Annotated in this window: 23 protein-coding genes and 1 pseudogene; 11 read left to right on the top strand and 13 right to left on the bottom strand. The window is 70.6% G+C overall.

What is annotated here, in order from left to right:
* Positions 1 to 4: 4 nt before the first annotated feature.
* The gene (locus ABT001_RS26370; protein ID WP_351282147.1) at positions 5 to 601 is read left to right on the top strand and encodes a TetR/AcrR family transcriptional regulator; all 597 of its coding nucleotides are present in this window, start codon (positions 5 to 7) and stop codon (positions 599 to 601) included.
* 257 nt (positions 602 to 858) lie between these two features.
* On the opposite strand, the gene ABT001_RS26375 is transcribed toward ABT001_RS26370, so the two are convergent.
* The 3 genes from ABT001_RS26375 to ABT001_RS26385 are packed head-to-tail and all read right to left on the bottom strand — an operon-like array spanning position 859 to position 3,415.
* Positions 859 to 1,998, bottom strand: a complete 1,140-nt coding sequence (locus ABT001_RS26375) for a serine hydrolase domain-containing protein (RefSeq protein ID WP_351282149.1) — start codon at positions 1,996 to 1,998, stop codon at positions 859 to 861.
* A 41-nt stretch (positions 1,999 to 2,039) separates the two neighbouring features.
* Positions 2,040 to 3,128: an alpha/beta hydrolase gene (locus ABT001_RS26380; protein WP_351282151.1), complete on the bottom strand. Its 1,089-nt coding sequence runs from the start codon at positions 3,126 to 3,128 to the stop codon at positions 2,040 to 2,042.
* Between the two features lie 59 nt (positions 3,129 to 3,187).
* Complete coding sequence (locus ABT001_RS26385; protein WP_351282154.1) at positions 3,188 to 3,415, bottom strand: hypothetical protein; 228 nt, start codon at positions 3,413 to 3,415, stop codon at positions 3,188 to 3,190.
* 215 nt (positions 3,416 to 3,630) lie between these two features.
* Between ABT001_RS26385 and ABT001_RS26390 the strand changes: the two genes are divergently transcribed.
* Positions 3,631 to 6,012, top strand: coding sequence for a helix-turn-helix domain-containing protein (locus tag ABT001_RS26390; RefSeq protein ID WP_351282156.1), 2,382 nt, complete (start codon positions 3,631 to 3,633; stop codon positions 6,010 to 6,012).
* A gap of 9 nt (positions 6,013 to 6,021) precedes the next feature.
* Here the strand turns inward: ABT001_RS26390 and ABT001_RS26395 are convergent, their stop codons facing one another.
* Entirely contained in the window at positions 6,022 to 7,485 is a 1,464-nt protein-coding gene (locus ABT001_RS26395) for a flavin-containing monooxygenase (protein WP_351282159.1), read from the bottom strand.
* Positions 7,486 to 7,595: 110 nt separating this feature from the next.
* Positions 7,596 to 8,444, bottom strand: a complete 849-nt coding sequence (locus tag ABT001_RS26400) for a LysR family transcriptional regulator (protein ID WP_351282162.1) — start codon at positions 8,442 to 8,444, stop codon at positions 7,596 to 7,598.
* 145 nt (positions 8,445 to 8,589) lie between these two features.
* Between ABT001_RS26400 and ABT001_RS26405 the strand changes: the two are divergent.
* Together ABT001_RS26405 and ABT001_RS26410 are read left to right on the top strand one after the other, a co-directional pair.
* A pseudogene (locus tag ABT001_RS26405) lies at positions 8,590 to 9,333 on the top strand (NADPH-dependent F420 reductase); the annotation flags it as partial.
* Between the two features lie 125 nt (positions 9,334 to 9,458).
* Positions 9,459 to 9,602, top strand: coding sequence for a hypothetical protein (locus tag ABT001_RS26410; protein WP_351282164.1), 144 nt, complete (start codon positions 9,459 to 9,461; stop codon positions 9,600 to 9,602).
* 243 nt (positions 9,603 to 9,845) lie between these two features.
* Here ABT001_RS26410 and ABT001_RS26415 read toward each other — a convergent pair whose 3' ends face one another.
* Entirely contained in the window at positions 9,846 to 10,124 is a 279-nt protein-coding gene (locus ABT001_RS26415) for a hypothetical protein (RefSeq protein WP_351282167.1), read from the bottom strand.
* Positions 10,125 to 10,395: 271 nt separating this feature from the next.
* Here ABT001_RS26415 and ABT001_RS26420 point away from each other — a divergent pair, with 271 nt between their 5' ends.
* The gene (locus ABT001_RS26420; protein WP_351282169.1) at positions 10,396 to 11,274 is read left to right on the top strand and encodes a helix-turn-helix domain-containing protein; all 879 of its coding nucleotides are present in this window, start codon (positions 10,396 to 10,398) and stop codon (positions 11,272 to 11,274) included.
* Between the two features lie 17 nt (positions 11,275 to 11,291).
* Here the strand turns inward: ABT001_RS26420 and ABT001_RS26425 are convergent, their stop codons facing one another.
* Positions 11,292 to 11,477 (bottom strand): hypothetical protein, encoded by a 186-nt coding sequence (locus tag ABT001_RS26425; protein ID WP_351282171.1) that lies wholly within the window; start codon positions 11,475 to 11,477, stop codon positions 11,292 to 11,294.
* A gap of 15 nt (positions 11,478 to 11,492) precedes the next feature.
* The gene (locus ABT001_RS26430; protein WP_351282172.1) at positions 11,493 to 11,804 is read right to left on the bottom strand and encodes an NIPSNAP family protein; all 312 of its coding nucleotides are present in this window, start codon (positions 11,802 to 11,804) and stop codon (positions 11,493 to 11,495) included.
* Between the two features lie 150 nt (positions 11,805 to 11,954).
* On the opposite strand from ABT001_RS26430, the gene ABT001_RS26435 reads away from it, so the two are divergent.
* On the top strand, positions 11,955 to 12,611 hold the full coding sequence (locus ABT001_RS26435) for a YceI family protein (protein WP_351282175.1): 657 nt from the start codon (positions 11,955 to 11,957) through the stop codon (positions 12,609 to 12,611).
* Positions 12,612 to 12,630: 19 nt separating this feature from the next.
* Here ABT001_RS26435 and ABT001_RS26440 read toward each other — a convergent pair whose 3' ends face one another.
* Both ABT001_RS26440 and ABT001_RS26445 read right to left on the bottom strand, forming a co-directional pair.
* Positions 12,631 to 13,473 carry an NAD(P)H-binding protein gene (locus ABT001_RS26440; RefSeq protein ID WP_351282177.1) on the bottom strand — a complete coding sequence of 281 codons (843 nt, stop codon included), beginning with the start codon at positions 13,471 to 13,473 and terminating at the stop codon, positions 12,631 to 12,633.
* A gap of 8 nt (positions 13,474 to 13,481) precedes the next feature.
* Positions 13,482 to 13,922: a nuclear transport factor 2 family protein gene (locus ABT001_RS26445; RefSeq protein WP_351282180.1), complete on the bottom strand. Its 441-nt coding sequence runs from the start codon at positions 13,920 to 13,922 to the stop codon at positions 13,482 to 13,484.
* Between the two features lie 95 nt (positions 13,923 to 14,017).
* Here ABT001_RS26445 and ABT001_RS26450 point away from each other — a divergent pair, with 95 nt between their 5' ends.
* From ABT001_RS26450 to ABT001_RS26460, 3 genes are all read left to right on the top strand, one after another.
* Positions 14,018 to 14,608: a TetR/AcrR family transcriptional regulator gene (locus ABT001_RS26450; RefSeq protein ID WP_351282182.1), complete on the top strand. Its 591-nt coding sequence runs from the start codon at positions 14,018 to 14,020 to the stop codon at positions 14,606 to 14,608.
* Between the two features lie 97 nt (positions 14,609 to 14,705).
* Positions 14,706 to 15,518 carry an SAM-dependent methyltransferase gene (locus ABT001_RS26455; protein WP_351282184.1) on the top strand — a complete coding sequence of 271 codons (813 nt, stop codon included), beginning with the start codon at positions 14,706 to 14,708 and terminating at the stop codon, positions 15,516 to 15,518.
* A gap of 231 nt (positions 15,519 to 15,749) precedes the next feature.
* Positions 15,750 to 16,550, top strand: coding sequence for an SAM-dependent methyltransferase (locus tag ABT001_RS26460; protein WP_351282186.1), 801 nt, complete (start codon positions 15,750 to 15,752; stop codon positions 16,548 to 16,550).
* 93 nt (positions 16,551 to 16,643) lie between these two features.
* Here the strand turns inward: ABT001_RS26460 and ABT001_RS26465 are convergent, their stop codons facing one another.
* Complete coding sequence (locus ABT001_RS26465; protein WP_351282189.1) at positions 16,644 to 17,483, bottom strand: SAM-dependent methyltransferase; 840 nt, start codon at positions 17,481 to 17,483, stop codon at positions 16,644 to 16,646.
* A gap of 235 nt (positions 17,484 to 17,718) precedes the next feature.
* Here ABT001_RS26465 and ABT001_RS26470 point away from each other — a divergent pair, with 235 nt between their 5' ends.
* The gene (locus ABT001_RS26470) at positions 17,719 to 18,195 is read left to right on the top strand and encodes a hemerythrin domain-containing protein (protein ID WP_351282192.1); all 477 of its coding nucleotides are present in this window, start codon (positions 17,719 to 17,721) and stop codon (positions 18,193 to 18,195) included.
* Here ABT001_RS26470 and ABT001_RS26475 read toward each other — a convergent pair.
* Together ABT001_RS26475 and ABT001_RS26480 are read right to left on the bottom strand one after the other, a co-directional pair.
* Positions 18,104 to 19,687, bottom strand: coding sequence for a hypothetical protein (locus ABT001_RS26475; protein WP_502967527.1), 1,584 nt, complete (start codon positions 19,685 to 19,687; stop codon positions 18,104 to 18,106). The genes ABT001_RS26470 and ABT001_RS26475 overlap by 92 nt on opposite strands.
* A 30-nt stretch (positions 19,688 to 19,717) precedes the next feature.
* Complete coding sequence (locus tag ABT001_RS26480; RefSeq protein ID WP_351282197.1) at positions 19,718 to 20,218, bottom strand: anthrone oxygenase family protein; 501 nt, start codon at positions 20,216 to 20,218, stop codon at positions 19,718 to 19,720.
* A gap of 173 nt (positions 20,219 to 20,391) precedes the next feature.
* On the opposite strand from ABT001_RS26480, the gene ABT001_RS26485 reads away from it, so the two are divergent.
* On the top strand, positions 20,392 to 21,270 hold the full coding sequence (locus tag ABT001_RS26485; protein WP_351282199.1) for a septum formation family protein: 879 nt from the start codon (positions 20,392 to 20,394) through the stop codon (positions 21,268 to 21,270).
* Positions 21,271 to 21,346 lie beyond the last annotated feature (76 nt).

The raw sequence follows: 21,346 nt of genomic DNA on the forward strand, positions 1-21,346 counted from the left end.
CGTGATGCCCACCGAGAACCCCACGGGGAAGGCGTCGGCCCGAAGCAAGCGGACCGACGCGCTGCGCAACCAACAGGCCGTGCTCACCGCCGCCGCCGAGGTGTTCGTCACCTCCGGAGTCGACGCCCCGATTCGCCAGATCGCCGCACGGGCGGGCGTCGGGATGGCCACGATCTACCGCCACTTCCCGACCCGGGCGGACCTGGTCACCGCCGTCTACCGCCACCAGATCGAGGCGTGCGCCGAGGCCGGCCCGAAACTTCTGGCCAGCTCGGAATCCCCGTTCGACGCGCTGCGTCAGTGGATCGACCTCTTCGTCGACTTCCTGGTCACCAAGCACGGACTCGCCGATGCCCTCCAGTCCGACAGCGACCGCTTCGCCACACTGCACACCTACTTCCTCGACCGCCTGGAGCCCGTGAGCGCCCAGTTGCTCAACGCCGCGGTCGAGGCCGGCGACATCAGGCCCGGCCTTCAGCCCTACGAACTGATGCGCGGCATCGGCAACCTCTGCGTCGGGCGCGACGACGACCCCCGCTACGACCCCCGCCGCTTGATCGCACTGCTCCTCCAGGGGCTGCGGCAACCCCCACCGACCTGATCGCGACCAGGGTCCTGACCGACGACGGCGCCTGCTGCAAGCCCCGCCTCTGGCGAGAGAGACCCTCACGGAGGCCGCGATCACCCACAAGCGAACCCGGCCCTGCCGGCCCCGGACCGACGGCAAGGTCGACCGTCCCGGTGCTCCGGATCCCATGGGGCGACGGCTCTTCCGCGAGGGCGCCCGACCAGGTGTTTCACCTGTCGGGCGCCCTCCCTCGGCGCTTCTGGTCCACGGTGCGGAATGCGCGGCGCGGGTCAGCCCTCGCAGATGGCCGAGTCCACGACCTTGAGCATCTGAGGGCTGGGCGTGTTGAACTGGAACATCACGTTGGTCATGGCGGAGGCGTGTCGGCCGTCCTTCGTGACCAGGGTGTACGAGAAGTAGCCCGGCATCGCACCGCTGTGGCCCCAGGCCGTGACACCGCAGGACAACTGCCTCGCGGAGAGCCCCAGGCCGGCGCCGGAGTCGGCGGCGTCCATCATCTCGGCCAGGGACGCGGACGAGACGAGCTCACCGCCGAGGAGCGACGTGTAGAAGGTCGTCACGTCCTCCATGGTGGACACCATCGCCCCGGCGCTGCCGTAGAGGGACGGGTCGAGGATCGCGGCGGGGTACCAGAGGTAGAACCCGCCGAGCCGGACCCCGTGGTGCCCGGTGACGGCGGGGAGAGGCAGCGTGCGGTCACCGGGGGCAGGGAAGGAGGTCCCGGTGAGGCCCAACGGCTCGATGACGCGGCTCTGGACCGCCTCGCGGGCAGGTGCTCCGGTGACCGCTTCGACGAGCAGCCCGAGTATCACGTAGTTGGTGTTCGAGTACGTGAAGCTCGCGCCCGGCACCGAGACCGGACCGGAGCTCAGCCCCGTCCGCACGACGTCACGCGGGTCGTACGTACCGTCGGGGTTGCGCGGGGGCTGGACCATCACCGAACCGGGGATGCCCGGGCTGTACGACGCGATGCCGCTGGTGTGCTGGAGGAGGTGCCGCACGGTGATGCGCGTGCCGTCGTGGCCGTTGCCGGTGACGAGGCCGGGCAGGTACGTCTCGACGGGCGTGTCCAGGGCGACCCTGCCCTCGTCGACCAGTTGCAGCACCACGGTGGCCGTGAAGCTCTTGGTCTGGCTGCCGACGAGGAAGTGCTCGTCCTGCTTGATCGGCCGGTCGGCGCCGTACGTACCGGTGCCCACGGACAGGGTCCAGTCGTCACCGGCCGCACCGGCGTGGACGGCGGCTCCGGGGCCGGCGGATGCCTGGAGTGCCCGGAGTGCCGCGAGCGTCGCGGCGTGGTCCTCGGTCCGGGCGGAGGCCGTGCCGCTGTGTGCTGTGAGCGTCATCGTCATCGCGCAGACGGCGCCGATGACGGCGGAGAGCTTGGTTCTGTTCCGACGGGTGATCATGTGGGTTCTCCTCGGTGAGTTCGGCGGTCGGTCGTGGTACGTCAGGAGGCGGCTTCGAAGGCCGCTGTCACGCGCGGGACCCAGTCCGCGAACGCGGGTGCCCAGCAGGCGTAGGTGTGCCCGCCGTTGCAGGTCGGGGCGAGGGAGGCGCCGTTGCCGTAGTCGACGAGGCGGCTCGCGATGCCGAGTTGGTCCAGCCGGGACTGGACGGTCCGCGCGGCGTGGGCGGTGTAGCCCTCGATGAGGTCGTTGTCGCCGGTGTAGAGGGTGATGCCGGTGTCGGCGAGGCGGGACAGGTTCGTGGGAGCGGCGGGGTCGTACGCCTTCCAGGCCCGGTCGGCGTCGAAGACCGGGTACGGCGAGCCGAAGATCGCATCGCTGTCGACGTACGGGCCGTAGTCCGCGCAGGTACCGGGAGCGGCGGAGCTGACGGCGCACCAGACGCCGGGCAGGTTCAGCTCCGTGGCCAGGACCGCGGCGCGGACCTCCGCCATGCCGAAGTCGAGCCCACCGGACAGGGCGGCCACGTGGCCGAACAGGTCGGGCCGGGCCTCGGCGTAGTGCAGTGCACCGCTGCCGCCCATGGACAGCCCGGAGACCGCGCGGTGGTCGCGGTCCGGCGCGGTGCGCAGGTTGGCGTCGATGAACGGGACGACCTGCTCGAGATGGAAGGTCTCCCAGTTGGCGGCGCCCAGTGCGGTGTTCTGCATGACCCAGTCGGCGTACCAGCCCTTCCGTCCGCCGTCGGGCACCACCGTGATCATGTCGTCGGAGCGCAGGGCCGGCACCGCCGCCGCGTCGTCGACGGTGCCGGGACCACCGTGCAGGAAGTACGTGACGGGCCAGCGCCGACCGGGGTCATCGGCATATCCGGAGGGCAGGAACACGCGGATCCGGTGGGGGCCGGCGACCTCGGCGGAGGTGACGGTGAGGGTGAAGTCCGTATCACCGCGGACCACGGATCCGTCGGTGACCTGGGTGAGGCCGAACCCGTCGCGGAAGACGGGCGCCTGCGGCACGGCGGCGTGGGCCGACGGCGCCGCGAGGGCACCGAGGACGGCGACCGCCGCGACGGCGGTGGATACGGCCCGGCGGGTGTGGCGCCGGGCACGGGATGTCGGTGACGTCATGATGTCTTCCTTCTCGATGATCGGCAATGCGGTCTCGGGTCCCTCGCCACCGGTCCGGATCACCGCTGACAGGTGGCCGGGAGGACCAGCAGAAGCATGAGAACGGCCAGTACCAGAAAGCACCCTGTTCCCCCTTCGGGACTCTTCTCGTTGGTCTCGATCCGTCCCCCCGGAGCCAGCCGCGGGTGCTCGGCCACGTAATGGTCGATGTGTGCCTGTTCGGCCTCGGACTCACGCAGCCACGAGGTCCTGTGGCTGCATTCACCGCACCAGATGCGATAGGCCATGAAGATTCCTGCTCTCATTTCACGCGCTGCCCGTGCCGGGGGTCGGCCGGTTGATCCGGCACGGCAGCCGGCTCCTACTCCGAGGAGGGCGGTTCAGGTGGCTTCGAGCGTGGCACCGGGCCGGCAGGGAGGCCATGACATGGGCCTTGACATATAGGTCAAGACCGTCCCGGTAGACTGCGGCGCCCGGATCAGCGGGCAGGGAGGGCTTCGAAGTGGCTGATGAGATCGGTCCCTTACTCAGGGAGCTGCGGGAGAGGGCGGGACTGAGCCAGCTGAAGCTGGAGGAGCGCTCCGGAATCAGCGCGACCCATATCAGCCGGATCGAGACCGGGAAGTCCCGTAACGTCCGCAGGGACACCGTGAATCGGCTACTCGATGCCCTGACGCCGGACACCGAAGACCGAAGGCGCATGGCAGCGGTACTGACCGAACTCCAGGGTGAGGTGCCGGTCGAACCCGTCGTGGAGATGCGCTCCCCGCCTGGCATTGTGCGGGAATCGTCCCGGCCGGCGGACAGCCGGCTCTCCGAAGCCGCCGCAGACCTGGCCACGGAGACGAGGCGCCGTTGGCAGCGCGAGGAGGAACAGCGCCTGGTCCTCGATCCGTACCCGCTCCCGGTGCGCTGGCGCTCGGTGTCCGGCACGATCACCGACCTGGACGCGAACATCCGGCGCCTGCCACCGGGAGCCTCGGCCGAGCCCTTGGACCTGGACGGTGATCAGGACAGCATCGGCGGCCTGTACCGGAGCATCGATTCGCGGCGGTTGGTGGTCCTCGGCCAGGCCGGCTCGGGCAAGTCGGTACTCGCGGTCCGGCTCGTCCTCGATCTCCTCCGGGACGGCACCCGCACCGACGCCGACCCGGTGCCGGTGATCTTCGGCGTCGGTTCCTGGGATCCGACGGTCCACACGCTGCGTGGCTGGCTGACCGGCCGGCTGCTGCGCGACTACCCGTACCTGGCCCGCGGTTGGTCGCCTGCCGGGACGTTGGCCGCCGCGTTGATCGACGACGGCCACGTCCTCCCGGTGCTGGACGGATTCGACGAGATGGCCGAGGGGCTGCGGCCCAGCGCGCTCGAGGAACTCAACCGGACGTCGTTACCGCTCGTCCTGACCAGCCGCCCGGAGGAGTACGCGACGGTCGTACGGCCCGGACGGGGCAAGGCGGCGACACCCCTGAAGTGGGCTGCCGCGGTCGAGTTGACCGAGATCACGACGGCCGACCTCCTCGACTACATGCCCCGCGCCACCCGTTCCGCCTCGTCGGGTGATGATCCGTGGAGCCGGGCCCTGACGGGGCGGACGGAGCCTGATGTGCGGCTCCACCGGGTCCTCAGCACCCCGCTGATGGTGTTCCTGGCCCGCACGGTGTACGGCGAGGGGCGGGTCGGGGATCCGAGTGAGCTGACGGACGAGTCACGCTTTCCGACGGAGGACTCCCTGCGGCGCCATCTGCTCGCCGCTTTCGTGCCGACGGTCTACCGGCCTCGCGCCGCGGAGGCGCACGCCCGGGACGACCGGCGCCGCGAATGGACACCGGAGCGCACTCAACGCTGGTTGGGCTACCTCGCCGGCCACTTGGTCCGGGCCGGCCGCGAGCAGCAGGACATCGCGTGGTGGCAGATCAGCCAGTCGCTGCGCACCTCGACGCGTACGTCGGCCGTGGCGGCGGTGTCCGCGCTGTGCGTCGCCCTGCCGGTCTGGCTGGCCGACGCGCTGATCACCGTCTTCTTCCACCAGGTCGGGTTCGTCTCGGTGGTGACCGAGGGTGCCGCCCTCGGGCTCGGCGCGGGGATCACCAGCGGTGCTCTCTACGCGGGGATGACCACGTTCGGCGGCAGCGTCTTCGCCCCCTCGCGCACGCGCCTGCGTCTGCGGGGCGGGCTCGGCACCGGGCGGTCACCGGTCCGTACCTTCGTGGCCCGATCCGGCGCGACGATGCTGGCGGGGCTCGCCGTGGGCATCGGCCTCTCCTGCATCAGAACGCTGCAGCGGGTCATCTACCTCGACTGGCCGCTCACGTCGCCCGAGGTGCTCCAGGTCCTCGCGACCGACGCGTTGCTCCTCGGGCTGATCTTCGGCATCGCCTTCGGCACGGTCTTCGGACTGACCGCCATGCTGGAGTCACCCCTGGACGTGTCCTCCGCGGCCACACCCGACAGCCTCCTGGAGGCCAACCGCAGGGCGGTACGGAGCCAGGTGTGTGTCATCGCTCCCGCGCTGGCCCTGACGATCGCCTTCGGCGGAGAGCTGATCACCGAACTGCTGGACCCCGTCCTGGGCCCTCTGCTGTGGCTGCCGCAGGACGCGGTCATCATCGGCACGGTCGGCGGCATCGGGGGTGGTCTGTCCTACGCGCTGTGCTTCACCGCATGGGGGCAGTGGCTGATCTTCGCACGCCTTTTGCTGCCCCTCCGGGGCCAGTTGCCCTGGAACACCGAAGCGTTCCTGAAGGACGCGTACCAGCGAGGCGTACTCCGGCGGACGGGCGCGGTCTACCAGTTCCGCCACGTTCACCTCCAGCACCACCTCGGTCACACCTCGCACCGCCCCTACGGTGACGACAGCGCCGTGCGGCTGGGCTCGGCTCCGTAGGCTCCGCGTTCATTTCGGCGCGCGCGACCGGGTCAGGCCCGCGTAGCGGTGTGCCACCCCACCGGGAAGCAGGTACTCGGCCAGCAGGTTGCCGGCTCGGCGGGAGGGCAGGCCCATGTCGTGCAGGAGTTCGTCCGCGCAGTGGATGTCGTAGGGGCCGAAGTCGTAGCCGCCGGAGCCCGGCAGTACCTGTTCCTGCCAGGCCAGGCGGGCATCGGTGTCCTCCCGCATCTCCTGTTCGCCCGGGGCGGTGCGCAGCGTCGCCCGGAAGTGTTGGGTCAGCCAGTGCGCGGTGAGTTCCACGCCCATGATGTTGTTGAAGACCTGTCGGAAGCCGACGAACCCCAGCCCGTCGGTGCCGGGTGGCACGATGCCTCGGTAGAGCCGTAGCCGTCCCTCGTCGTCGTGCACGCGCACGCTCGGGTCCAGGAACGGGAAGATCTTGTGGTGCCCCGTGGCGAACACGATGACGTCCGCCGCCACTTCCTCGCCGGTCGCCAGTCGCAGCCCGGTTTCGGTGTACGCCTCGACGGCACTGACCTCGGTGGCGATCAGGCCACGACGGACGGCCTTCACGTACCCGCGTGGCATCACTCCGGCGTGGACCAGGTGGAAGGGGAGCCCGTGAGCGGGCCGCAGTCGCTTCGGCAGCCGGTACAGCCCGGTGGCCAGCAGCATGTCGCGGGTGATGAGCCACCAGAGGACCCGCTTGACCCGCTCGTCGATGCGGTCGATCGGAGGGACGCATGCCGGATCGTGGTAGCGGGGCAGGAGCGCCTCACCCAGCCGGGTGAACAGGATCCACTTGTAGCCGACCGTCCCGAGCAGGAACCGCTCGGGGATCATCCAGTTGACCTTGCGCTGCACGAGCGTCGCCGAGGCCGCCTCGCGTGCGGCGCGGGTGGCCAGGTCCAGTGCGGACTTGCCGCCGCCCACGACGACCACGCGTCGCCCGGTGAAGGTTCCGGCCCGCACCTCGTTGGAGTGCAGCACGGTGCCCCCGAACAGCTCACGTCCGGGTAACCGGGGCAGTCGGGCATGGTGATGGGCTCCGCTGGCGACAACGACGTGGTCGAAGGTCTCGCGGTGTGTGTCCGCCGTCTCGTCCCCGGCCTGCCGGGATTCGACCGACCAGCCGGAGGCCCCCGGCCGCCCGGGCCCCTCCACCGGACGGACGGAGATCACCTCGGTACCCGGCCGGACGTGCTCCAGCACGCCGAAGGTCTCGGCGTAGCTCTCCAGGTAGCGTTGCGTGTCCACCGCTCCGGCGAAGTGCAGGCGGTTGGGCAGGTCCGCGAACTCGAAGATGCGGCGTGCGGACTGGTTGGCCAGACCGTCGTAGCAGCCCTCTGACGACCAGATCCCGCCGACCTGTCGGTACTTGTCGAAGACCGTGACGTCGAATCCGTGCTCCAGCAGCACCTTGGCGGTGGCGATCCCCCCGGGGCCGGCACCGACCACACATGCTCTCATCAGCTGTCACTCCCCATGGCCGATCACCGTGTCCCGCTCCGCCGTCATTTCCGTCGCGGGCATTCCTGCCCAGGGCGCACGCCGGTATCCGAGGTACCAGGGGCTGGAGTTCAGTCCGCGAAAGCGGCCACGTACGACTGCACGCACGGTTCAGGGGTCGCGAGTGAGGTGACGATGTGGCCGTCGACCGTCACCGGCGGGTCGAGCGGCAGGTGGTGCACCCGCTCGGAGCGGGAACCGGCGAAGTGCTCACCCGGTACCAGTGTCCAACCCTCGGGGTCCCGGCCCACCTCGAACAGCAGGTTGACCATGTCCCCGGCGGGTGGCCGAGGCGGAGCCACAGGGAGGGCCGCGAGGATCGCGTCGTGCATCGGCGGGTCACTGTCGCGTGCGGCGAGCCGCAGACCGTACGGATCGAGGTCGCGCAGGCCGACCGCGGTCCTGGGGGCGGCCGGGTGTTCGCGGGCGAGCACCGCGTGCAGCGGCTCGGACCAGGCCCGCACCACCCTCACCGCCGTCGATGCGACCGCGCCCCGCACCAGCGCCAGGTCCAGCTCGCCGTCGCGGACGGCCTCGATGCGGGCGGTCACCGGCAGGTCGACCAGTACCGGCTCGGCGGGACGTTCGCCGTCGCGCAGGCGGCTCACCGCCCGGTCGAGCCGCGGGGTGGCGCAGGACGCCACCCCGATCCGCAGGACGGCCGCCGGTTCTCCGGCGGCCACCCGTACCCGCGCCGCCGCGGCGAGGGTCTCGCGGGCCGCGGCGAGTACCCGTTGACCGGCCGGGGTGAGCCGTACCCGGCGTGAGGTGCGTTCCAGCAGGCGCACGCCGAGTTCGCGTTCGAGCCGGACGATCTGCTGGCTCACCGCCGGCTGCACGATGTGCAGCCGCTGCGCTGCCCGGCCGAAGTGCAGTTCCTCGGCAACCGTCGCGAAGTACCGCAGTGCTCTCAGTTCCATCACCCCGATCTATCACATGATGTGATCGGTGCCGGGCGTTTCTGCTCATTGTTCGCACAGGTCTCTACGGCTGTGATGGGTACAGCCCGCCGGGAGGACCGTCCTGTCCACCTGATGTCGCGAGGCGGGGCAATCCGAACGGAGAACAGAAGTGAGCAGAACAACCCTCGGCATCATCGGCACCGGCATGGTCGGCGTCGGGGTCGCCCGCCTCGCCGTCGGCGCCGGCCTGAACGTCGTCCTGAGCAACTCACGCGGCCCCGAGACGCTGGCCGGACTCGTCGCCGAACTGGGTGAGCGGGCCCGCGCGGCAACTCCGGCCGAGGCGGCGAGCGCCGGCGATCCGATCCTCGCGGCCGTGCCGCTGGCCGCCCACGAACGGCTCCCCCGGGCGGAGCTCGCCGGCAAGACCGTGATCGACCCGATGAACTACGCCCCGCATCCCGGCTTCACCGTCCCGGAGCTCGACAACAACGAGTTGACCTCCACCGAACTGGTGCAGCGCCATCTCGCGCATGCCCGAGTGGTGAAGGCACTGCACTGCATCGGCCCCAGGCAACTGCTGGACCTGTTCCGCCCGGCCGGCTCCGACGACCGCACCGCGCTGCCGCTGTCCGGTGACGACCCGGGCGCCAAGAAGGAGGTGGCCGGCCTGCTGGACGCCCTCGGCTTCGACTCGGTGGACCTCGGCACCTCGGCCGACAGCTGGCGCAGCGAACCCAACACCCCTCTGTACGCCCTCCCCTACGTGGGGAAGCCGCCGGCCGGTCTCACTCCCCCGGAGTTCGTGGCCTGGGTCCAGCAAGCACCCGGTGTGCCCGCATCCGTCACCCGGGTCGAGGAGCTCGCCGCCGCCGCGGTCCGCGGACCCGCAGGATTCCGGATGTAGGAGAGAGGCGGTACTCCATGAGGTCGGCTTCGCGCCGACCACCGGCGGCCGGCGTCCCGTCCAGCAGCTCTGGGCATGCTCTACGTATCGAGTTCATTACAGGCTGCAACCGAAGGGAGGGATGCGTGGCCGGTACAACTGCGTTCGTGATGGTACTGATGTCCGCTGCGGTCGTCGGATTGGCCGCGGTGATCGCGCGGGCCCGGGTGGAGATCGCCCGGATCGACGCCCAGACAAGGCAACAGCAGGACGGGAGTGCCCGACGCTGACCGGGGCGGGCAGCACATCAGGTCGGGCACCACCACAGCAAGGAGCCTGCCGCGCCTGCCGTGGTGGTGCCGGAAGGCTCCTTGCTGTTCCGGTGCCGCCGAGCCGCCCCCCTCTCCGCGGATCAGCGCAGTGCCGGTCCCGTCAGGCGGATTCCGGCCCGGATCCCGGACAGGTGATGCGGCCCGGACGGGCCGCCGGTGCCCTCCTCCCCCGAGGGGAGGCCACCGGCGGGCGCCCGGCGGTCAGCGGTTGGTCCACAGGTTCCACACCCAGGGCCACGCGTTGCCCTCGGCGCACTGGTAGCGATCCCAGTGCCCACGGTCGATGCCCTGCTGACCGGCCGTCTGGCAGCCGTTCAGGGTCATGAACTTCTCGCGGTGGACGTTGAGGCCGTCGGCCGCCTGCACAGCGGTCACCTGGGGTGCCGAGGCGGATGCCGCGACGGCGGGTACCGCCGCGGCCAGGCCGAGCCCGGCCACGGTGACGGCTGCGAAAGCGGACAGTGCGATGCGTACACGCATGATGAAGATCCTTCCGGTAGGGGTTCGAAGCCGGGTCCCCTCGGCGTCCGCCGACGAGGTCACGACCACCGGCACGCTCACCCCTGGGGGTGATCTGCTCTCAGCCGGTACGCAGAGTTTGCACAGGAAGCGGCACCCCCACGACGAGATCCCGCTTGCTTCACCGATGTCGGGATAAATACAGTCCCGACCTGCCGGGACGTGCCTGTCCCGGGACATGGGAAAGCCTGCGGGACGCCGTTGCCCCGCCCAGCGAAGGGGCTGCTTCTCGATGACCGGCCAACGACCTGACCACCGTACGGCGGCACGCGAGCTCGGAGCGGCGCTGCGGCGCCTCCAGCAGCGATCAGGGCGCACACTGCGCAGCCTGGAGACCGAGGTCCGCATCAGTGACTCGTCGCTCTCCCGCTACTTCCGTGGCGAGACCGTGCCTCCCTGGTCAGCGGTGAGGGACCTGTGCCGGGCACTGGGGGCGGACCCCGTCCCGTACCGCGTGCTGTGGGAAGCGATCGGGAGCTCACCACCCGACGAGCGAGACCTCACCGCCGACACCACGGACACCACGGACACCGGCGGCGGCACCGGCGCCGCCCCCGCTGCGGCCGCCGGTCCGTCACACCTGTCCGGTCCGGGGTGGTGGCGGTCGCGGCGCGGCACTCTGCCCGTACCCCGCGATCTCCTGACCGGCCGTGCGGCCGTAGCCACGGCTACGGCCGCCGTCGGGGCACTCGTGACCGCCGGGCTCCTGCTCCTCCCCTCGCACGACATGCCCGGTGGCGTCCCCTCCCCGGGCAGCGTCCAGGGGACGAAGGGCGGCGCGAACGGGAGCAGTCAGGCCGGCGTGCTCGTCCACAACGTCGAGAAGGCCTGCCAGAAACCCCGCACGACGCACTGCGCGCTCTCCCTGGCCTACGACCCCTACCGCCCTTACAACACCACCAACTCCGCCGGTCGGGTCTGGCACAACGACCTCCTCCATGCCACCTGCACCATCGCCGACGGCGTCACCGTCACCGACGAGAACCACAAGCACACCAGCATCTGGATCCGGACCACGTACGACGAGAAGCAGCTCTGGCTCCCCGGGATCCGCGTCCACCCCGACCATCTGACCCAGCTCACGGCCGTCCTGCCCACCTGCACCTCGTGATCCCGTGGGCGACGTGATCAGCCCGACCGCACGGTCTCGGCGGCACCCGTCTGCGCGTACACGCCGTTCACGATCTTCTGGGCGAGGGCACGGTGGTCGGACGGGACCTCGACACGCACCCATAGGAGGAAGGCCTGTTGGGTGTCTTCGCTCCTGTTCTGCCGGTCCCGGATCCGCTCCATGGCCATGCGGTAGAAAGGCACGTACCGCCCGCCGGGCTAGGACGGAGTGTCGAGCGGCCGGAGGAAGCGGCGTTCGTAGCGCTTGATGCAGCGGGTCGCGCGGGCCAGTTCGAACGCTTCCTGGCACTCCGGGTCGACCATGCTGTCCGAACGGTACTGCTCGTACGCGGACAGACTGGGAAAGGAGAACAGAGCGTAGGCGATGTCGCTGTCGCTCTCACTCGGCAGGAAGTAACCGTGATGGGTCCCGCCGAAACGGTTGACGAGCCGGACCCAGCGGCGACCGTACTCCTCGAAGGCCTCGAGCTTCTCGGCGTCGATCTCGTACTTCAGATGAATGGTGATCATGCGTGCATGATGCCTTTTCGTGGACGGAAACCGTAGGCGGGAGGTTCCTGCCGCCCGCCTCACGCACCCTGTGAAGGTCTGACCATGAATGTTCGGGTTCCTTGATCAGCTCTTGCGGGTGCCGCGCGCCTCGGCGTAACTAACTGTTTCATGAACCTCTTCAGCCGCAGCTCCATGCTCCGACGTCCGGAGCCCCGTACGGAGGAGCCAGCAGCCGCCCCGACGACCACCGCTGCGGCGGTCCAGCCCGACCCCCGGCTGGCGGCCCTCACCGGAGAGTGGATGATCGACCCCGCACACAGCAGGATCGGTTTCTCGGTCCGGCACGCCATGGTGACGACGGTGCGCGGCGCGTTCCTGGAGTACGAGAGCCGCCTCTACTTCGACGGGCGTCGCCCGGAGCGCTCCCGGGCCGAGATCTCGCTGGTCACGGCGAGTGTCGACACGGGTGTGGAGCAGCGCGACGCGCACCTGATCGGCCGTGAATTCCTGGACGCCAGGACGCACCCCCGCCTGAGCTTCACCAGCACCGCCGTGCAGCTGATCGGCAAGGACGTCTACCGCATGACCGGCGACCTCACCATCCGGGGCATCACCGGGCCCGTGGTCCTGGACCTCACGTACATCGGTTACGTCACCGACCCGTTCGGGTACGAGCGCGTCGGGTTCGACGGGACCACGACCATCAACCGTTCCGACTGGGGCCTGACCTACAACGCCCGGCTCGCCGAGGGCGGCGCCATGGTCAGCGAGAGGCTCCGTCTGCAGTTCGACATCGCCGCCATCCGTACCCCCTCCGCCGCCTGACCCTCGGGCGACCGGCTGGTCAGGCCGTCGTCGCCGCCTCCAGGTGGGCGCGGAAGCCGAGGGCGGGCCGGCCCGTCATCCGCGCGACGGTGTCGGTGACGCGGTCCTCCGCGCCCCCTGCGATGGCTTGGTCCATGCCGGCGAGCACGGCCGCGAACTCCGCCGGGATGCCCTCGGCGGTCAGACGGTCGCGCATCTGCTCGCCGGTGAGCCTCCGGTGCGCGGCGGGCAGCCCGGTGACCTCGCCCACGAGGGCCACGACCTCGTCGTAGCTCAGCGCCTCGGGGCCGGTGAGCACCAGGTCCGTGCCGGGCGCCACCGCGTCGGTCAGTGCCCGCACGGCGACGGCCGCGATGTCCTCGGCATCGACGAAGCCGACACGCCCGTCACCCGTCGCACTGGCCACCACGCCGTCCGCCCGCAGGCTCCGGGCGTGCAGATGGCTGCCGGTGAAGTTCTGCATGAACCAGGACGGCCGCAGGACGGCCCACTCCTCGAACAGACCGTCGGCCAGCAGCTCGTGAACCCGTCCCGCTCCCGGCCCTCCGGCGGGAATCGCCGACGAGCTGAGCAGCACCGCGCGTCGCACTCCGGCAGCACGCGCCTGTTCCAGGAAGGGCCGCATGACGGCGGCGGGCTCGGGGTCGCCGATCGGGGGTACGAGGTAGACGCGGTCGATGCCACGCAGCGCGGGGGCGTGGCCGGCAGGGTCGTACCAGTCGAAACGTACGGCCCGCGCGCCCGCCGACAGGTCGGGCGTACGGGAGGCCCGTACGGTGGGGTGGCCCTGCGCGACGAGCCGGCGGGCGACCCGGCTGCCCGTGGTGCCCGTAGCTCCGATGACCAATGTGTGATCGGACATGTCACTCCTCATGCGGCGTCGGAGGCCGCGCCGAAGAACACGGCGTCGGCGGGGGAACCGGGGATGGCGAGCGGGTTCCAGTAGTCCCGGTATCCCGTGATCCGGCCGCCCTTGACGGTGACCACGGCGACGTAGGGCATCTCGTACGGAGCGCCGGTGGCGACGATGCGGCCCACTCCGCGCCATTCGGCGACGACGGTGTTCCCGTCCCGCAGTTCGTGGATCTGCAGCCCCACGACCTCACGCAGGTCGATGGAGTCGGGATAGCCCCGCATGTACGCGGCGACGTCCTCCTTGCCCTCCAGCTTCGACGGGAAGCCGTCCGGGGCGTAGGGGAATTCGAACAGCGCGTGGTCGTCGACCAGGGCGATCCAGGCGTCGATGTCCTTGTCCAGCAGGAGCCTCAGGCTGTGGCGGTACAGGTCCGCCGGGCTCATGGCATCACTCATGCGCATCATCTCCCCTAGGATACGAAGATACGGACCGTTGGTCCGCTTGCTCCAAACAATACGGACCGATGGTCCGCTTAGCAACTGGAGAGGTCATGCCCGAGCGCAAGGAGCGCGCCGACGCCGTCCGTAACCGTGAGGCCGTCCTGGCCGCGGCCGACGCCCTCTTCGCGCGCAGCGACAGTCCGCGCAGCGTGTCCATGGACGAGGTCGCGGCGGCCGCCGGAGTCGGCAAAGGCACTCTGTTCCGCCGCTTCGGCGACCGGACCGGCCTGATCCAGGCCCTGCACGAAGCCCGCATCCAACCGGTGCGCGAGGCCGTGGAGTCGGGCCCCGCCCCCCTCGGCCCCTCGACCCCGCCCCACGAACGCGTACCGGCCCTGCTGGACGCGGTGCTGGGCTTCAAGCTGGACAACCGCCACCTGGCGCTGGCCCTGGAGGAAACCGGCAGTGGGAGCCCCTATGCGGCGGGGCACTACGCGTGGTGGCACAGCACGCTCAAGGAGACATTGGAGCGGATCCCGTCCGTACGCGCCGCTGACTTCACGGCACACGCACTCCTGGCCGCGACGCGCGCCGACCTGGTCGAGCACCTCATGGGTGTACAGCGCGTGACACCGCAGCAGATGCGGCAGGACCTGACCGCCTACACCACCGGGGTGCTGGGCAACGGCAGCAAGGGCTGACGGCCATGGAGCTGAACTGCTGTGCCCATCGGGAACCTTGGGGCGTAAATTGGGCGATGAACGGTTCACGCCTCGGTTGAAAGACGGAACGACACCCATGACCGACCACGCGACAGTGCCCGGCTCCGCTCAGCAGCAGATAGACACATCGGTGCCGCACTCGGCCCGGATCTGGAACTACTGGCTGGGCGGCAAGGACAACTATCCCGTCGACGAGCAGGCCGGGGACGCCTACAGCGCCGTCTTCCCGGGCATCGTCACCGTGGCCCGCAGCAGCCGCGCCTTCCTGGGCCGCACGATCGCCCACCTGGTCGGCGAGGCCGGCATCCGGCAGTTCCTCGACGTCGGCACCGGCCTGCCGACCGAGGACAACACCCACGAGGTCGCCCAGCGGCTCGCCCCCGAGGCCAGGATCGTCTACGTCGACCACGACCCCCTGGTCCTCGCCCACGCCCGTGCCCTGCTCACCTCGACCCCCGAGGGCGCGACCGACTACGTCGACGCCGACCTGGCCGACCCCGACCGCATCCTGTCGGCTGCCGCCAGGACGCTGGACCTGAGCCGCCCCACCGCCCTGATCCTCAGCAACATCCTGGGCCACGTCGCCGACCACGCCCAGGCGCGCGCCGTCGTCACCCACCTCATGGACGGCCTGCCCTCCGGCAGTTACCTCGCCGTCAACGACGGTTCACGGGGCGTCGACGCGGACTACGAGCGGGCCCAGGACGCGTACAACGACAGCGGGGCCATCCCCTACTTCCTGCGCCCCGTCGACCAGATCACGGCGTACTTCGACGGCTTCGAACTCCTGGAACCGGGAGTCGTGTCGGTCCCCCTCTGGCGCCCGGACGCCACCGCGCCCGCACCCCGGCCCATCGGCGAGCACGGCGGTCTCGCCCGCAAGCCGTGACAGCCTGAAGGGCCGGCCGGCCCCCGCCGCGAGTCGGGGGCCGCGAAAACCAGCCTGCCGTCGGCACGAGCGGACAGGGCGGTTGGCGCTGCCGACCACCCGCTTCACAAGCGTCACCTGACGCCCCGTCGGGACGTGGGCGCCCGTCAGGAACGGGCGGTGGATCACGGGGTAGTACCGTGGCCGAACACGAGTCCGACCTGGCCTCTCGCCCGCACGAGGTGACGAACGTTGAACGAGTACCCGCTGCCCACGCCGCACCCCACGGACGCGCATCCCGCCCGCGTCTACAACGTCTGGCTGGGCGGCAAGGACCACTATCCGGTCGACCAGGAGGCAGCCGAACTCGCCGCGGGAGCGAACCCGACGATCGTGCCGTCGGTCCGGGCGAACCGGGCCTTCCTCGGCCGCGCCGTGCGGCACCTCACGGCGGCCGGCGTCCGTCAGTTCCTGGACATCGGCACGGGCATTCCCGCCGCCGAGAACACGCACGAGGTGGCGCAGCGGGCCCGCCCCGAAGCACGGGTCGTGTACGTCGACAACGACCCGATCGTGCTCACCCATGCCAGGGCGCTGCTGGTCAGCGGCCCCGAGGGGCAGACGGACTATGTGCAGGCCGATGCGCGGGACGTGGACGCGATCCTCGACGCCGCCTCCCGCACCCTGGATCTGAGCCGGCCGGTGGGCCTGATGCTGGTGGCGATCCTGCAGTACGTCAAGGACGCAGAGGACCCGTGGGACATCACCCGGCGTCTCCTGGACCGCCTCGCCCCGGGCAGCTACCTCGTGCTGTCCCACCCGGCCGCCGACGTCACCGCGCCCGAGGTCGCCGAGTCCATGCGGATCTACAACGAACGCGCCGCCAGCCACGCCTCCGCCACCCCGCGTACGCGGGAGGAGGTCGAACGCTTCTGCGACGGCCTGGAGATCCTGGACCCGGGCGTGGTCACCCTGACCCACTGGCGCCCCGGCCCGTCGGACACTTCGGACGACACGCTGCCCATGTGGTGCGCTGTCGCGCGCAAGGCGTAGGCGAACGACGGCGGCCCCACCCCGCACGCACTTCCGGCTGCAGCCGGTGCGCGCGGGCGCGGGCCCGTCGGTGCGGCGGTCGCTCCGTGCCCGCTACGCCTTGTACCCGACCCCGCCGAAGGCGTCCACGTCCACGGGCAGGGTGGCGCTCTCCGCGTCGGGGTGCCACTCACTGAGCCGTACGAAACCGGGCTCGACCCACTGGAGGCCGTCGAACAGCGTGGCGATCTCGGCGGGCTCACGCACGTGGTACGGCACCGCCCCGCTTTCCGTGTACGCCTTCTCGGCGGCGATGATTCCCTCGCTGGTACGCGACGCGTCGTACACCACGAGGTGACTGCCCGACGGCAGCGCAGCCATGAGCTCGCCGACCACGTCCCGGGCCCGGCCGAAGTCACCGGCGTGGCCGAGGATGCTGAGGAGCATCAACGCCACCGGTTTGTCGAGGTCCAGCGTCTTCGCGGCCTCGGCGAGAATCGCCCCGGGCTGATAGAGGTCGGCGTCGAGGTAGTCCGTGCGCCCCTCGGGCGTGCTGGTGAGGAGGGCGCGCGCGTGGGCCAGCACCAGCGGGTCGTTGTCCACGTAGACGATGCGTGCGTCGGGGGCGAGGCTCTGGGCCACCTGGTGGGTGTTGTCCGCCGTCGGCAGGCCGGTCCCGATGTCGAGGAACTGCCGGATCCCCCGTTCCTCCACGAGATGCCGCACCGAGCGGCGCAGGAACTGGCGTCCCGCCATCGCCACGTCGACCAGGCCGGGGAAGAGCTCCTTGATCTGGTCGCCTATCTCACGGTCGACCTCGTAATGGTCCTTGCCGCCGACGAAGTAGTTCCAGAAGCGGGCGGAGTGCGGCCGCGTGGTGTCGATCCTGTCCGACACCGACTCCGGGACCGTCACCTCTTCCGGGGTGACGGGCGACTGCTGCTGCTCACTCATGTACGCCTCCGCATACGACCGCTCAGTGCTGGATGCCGCGACGACAGAGATCGCCGTCGGCGCCAACTTACCTAACCATCAGGCCAGTTGTTGAGGATTGACGAGAGGGTCCGGAGGCTTCGCATCTGGAGGCCGGCGCGCGCCCGGCCCACCGGGCAGCCCGAGCTGACGGCCGGGCCCGCACACCGAACATCAGATATCACCCATACCGCATGAATCGGGTTACGGTGACCGCATGTGCCACTACTGCGGCTGCCGCGAGATCCCTCTGATCAAGGAGTTCATCGCGGAGCACGAGTCCGTCACCGACACGGCCGGGGACGCCCTGCGCGCCCTTGACCACGGCGATCCGGGAGTCGCCGGGGAGCTGGTCGTCCGGATGAGGCGGGAGCTCCTCGCCCATTGGCAGGGCGAGGAGAAGGGGCTCTTCGCGGTGATGGGCGGCGATACGGAGTACGCCGACTACATCGACGCCCTGGTGCGGGAGCACCGCGAGCTCGCCGCGTTCCTCGACCGTGTCGACCTGGGCAGCGCCGAGGACGTCGCGCAACTCCGACATGCCGTCGGCGAGTTGCACCACCACATCGCCAAGGAGGAGGACGGCCTGTTCCCGGCCTCCCTCACCGCTCTCTCCGGTGACGAGTGGGACCGCTCGATGGCGGCGTGGCGGACAGCGCATCCTGACGCTCCGGGAGACCTCGGTCGCCCGTGACCCGGCCCGGCAGCAGATACGTCACGTAGGGCCCGGAGCCACGGCCGGGCGCCGGGAGGACCGTCCGCGCTCCGTCGGTGCCCCGTGGCCGTTCGGCGTCCTCGGCCGCCAGCACCGCTGTCGGCACGCGGCGCGCGAGGACGAGGAGGGCCTCGGGAGTGAGGGCGGCGTCATGCCCGCCGGTCTGGCGTGAGGCGCAGCCCGCGTAGTAGGCGATCGGCACGGCGTCGTCCCCGCTGACCACGCACGGCGGGCGTACCCCGAGCCGGTGCAACTCAGCTGCCACGGAGGCGAATCGCGCACTCGTGGCGCGGCTGGTGCGCATCACGTGGCTGAGCACGGAGAGCTGGACGGTGAGATGGGCCGTCAGTGCGAGGGCCAGCGCCACCGCAACCGCCGGGCGGCGGGTGGTCCGTGCGCGGGCGAAGAGGTGCACCAGGTGTTCGGCGACGGGCACGGCCAGCAGCGCGTAGGCGGGGAGCAGGAACCGGGGTGCGGCGTATTCGACCAGGAACAGGTACGGGACCGCCGTCGAGACCCCGGTCGCCGTCGCCAGCAGCGCCGTGGCACCCCGGCCCGCACGCCGGGCGGACATGATCCCGCCGGCCACGAGGAAGGGCAGCGCCGCCCACCACACCGCCGTGCCCGGGCTCTCCCAGCCGATGTCGCAGGGACGGCACAGGGTCCGGCCGGCCAGGGCCCTCAGATGGTCGTCCACGGCGACGTTCCACCCGAGCCCGCCCTGGATCTCGCCGGCCCGGTGCAGCCGGGCGACGAGGCCCCCGTAGCGTGCGTACGCCTCGGCGGCCCAGGGCGCGCAGCCCACCACGAGCCCGCCGGTGATCGCGGCGCAGAGTCCCGGCAGTCGCCGGCCGGGCAGCAGGACGGCGGCGACCGCCGTCGGCAGCGCGAGCCAGAATCCGTCGGCGGGCCGCATGAGCGCGACCAGCGCCACGGCGGCTCCCGCGCCGGCCGTCTCCGCACGGCCGGGGGTGCCGTGCAGTGCCCTCGCGACCCAGCCGGTCGCGGCCAGGGCGCCCAAGGCGCACCACAGGTTGGGCATCGCCGTGGGCCCGTAGAACAAGGTCGGCCACAGGCCTGCGAACAGTGCGCCCGCCCCTGCGAGGACGGGCGTGGGCAGCACCTTCCGCCAGATCCGGAGGGCGGCGAACAGCGCGGCGGCGGACAGCAGTGCGAGGTAGATCCGGAGCGCGGTGGTGGATGCGGTGAGCGCCGCCGCGGGGGCGACCAGATAGGAGATCCCGCGTGCGCGGGGGGCGCTGAAGAAGGCGGGCGGGGCGTTGCCGCCGACCTGGCTGACGTAGACCGTCTCGTCCCACCCCAGCCCTGAGCCCGGTACGACGGCGGCCAGTTGGACGACGGCGAAGGCCACGGCGACCGCCGCCGGCCACGGCAGCGGGCCCCCGGGGGCCCGGCCCGGCAGCGTGGCCGGTGGTTTCGGCGCCGGACTCGGTGGCGGGCACTCGTGCATGACCGCCCAACGAGAGGAGTGCACCAGGGGTCACGTACCGGCGGCCCCGTGGAGGTGGAGCGCCCAGAGCAACGTGCCGAGGGACGCGGTGTGGAGGACCGCACGGACGGTGTTCCACCTGACCCAGCGGTCCTCGAACGCGGTGCGTGCCTCCCGGAACCCGTCGGCGGTCGTGTCCGCCGGCACCTTGTCGAGTGCGTCGTTCAGCGGGACGTTCCGTGTCCCGGTGACGAGGAACGCCGCCGCGTACAGCACGAGCCCCGCGATGATCCAGGGCAGAGCCCCCGGACCGTGATCCTTCGCCGCGAGGACCGTCGACAGGACCAGCAGCGGCAGCGGCAGGAGGAAGGGCAGGAGGAACCAGACGTTGATGATCGCCCGGTTGATGTGCTGCATGCTCTGGACGAACGCCCGGTCCTCGGTGCGGGAGAGGCCGGGCATGACGGCGTACGCGAAGGCGGTGAACAGCCCGGCCATCAGGGCCGCTCCACCGGCCGAGGCCAGGAGTGCCGCGGTCTGCAGTGTTCTCATGCGTGCTCCGAATCCAGGACCGAGGTCCACTCGACGAACTGATGACGGCCCGCTCAGGGCCCGGCGCCGGTACCCCCGGAGGGTGGCGGCTACGTGCACAGCACGGTCACATTTATGCCATACGATGCGCACACCTGTTCTTATTAGCACTTGCGTTTGAGGATGCCCACGTCATGTTTCTCGGTGTCACGTCCCGTTCAGCACGCGGCCTCTCCGCCGCCGTCGCCGTTCTCGCGATAGGCGCGGTCGGATGCTCCGACGCCATCGACAGCGCCACGGCCGGCGCCAAGAAGGTCGTTCGTCAGCGGTCGGTCTTCTCGCTCGAAACGGGAGACTGCTACAACCCGAACAGCAAGGCAACGGCGAGCGAGGAGTTCAGCGTCGAGATCGTGCCGTGCGAGGAGGCGCACGAGGGCCAGGTCGTCGGTGGGTTCAGCATCGAAGGCGAGTCGGCGTACCCGGGCGACGAGGGTGCCTCGAAGATCGCCGACGAGCGATGCCCCGTGGTGTCGCAGAAGTTCGTCTCCGACACCTGGGCGATCCCCAAGGACGTCGAGCTCTTCTACTACTACCCCACCAGCGAGAGCTGGAAGACCGGCGACCGGTCCGTTAGCTGCACCTACGCCAAGCAGACGGGCACGTTCACGGGTTCGCTCAAGAACGAGGCCCTGGACGCCGACCAGCTCGCGTACCTGAAGGGCGCGAACGGCGTCTACGAGGCACTGTGGAGCAACCAGCCCGAGTCGGAGGACCCCGAGAAGGACCTGGACGGCTACAAGAAGCAGGCCAAGGCCGTGTCGACCGCGCTGAACGCCCACCTGACGAACCTGAAGGGCGTGGAGCAGCCGGAGACCGTCAAGCTCCGCTCGCAGCTGACGGAGACCGCGGAGGCATGGGAGGACGCGGCCACCGCCGGTAACGCGGACGACTTCTACATCGCCTACGACACGGCTTTCACCGGCATCGACCCGAACAAGACGGTCGCCGCCCGCAAGGAGCTGAAGCTCGCCACCACCGTCCCGGCCGACGACGCCGAGGTCTGGGCCGGCTGACCTCCGGTACGGGTTTCCGGCCCCCGGCCCCACCGACGGGGCCGGGGGCCGCGTACGATCTCATCGCCCGCAGTCC

Origin of the sequence: Streptomyces sp. NPDC002793 (genome assembly GCF_040295485.1) — a bacterium.
GTDB lineage: Bacteria > Actinomycetota > Actinomycetes > Streptomycetales > Streptomycetaceae > Streptomyces.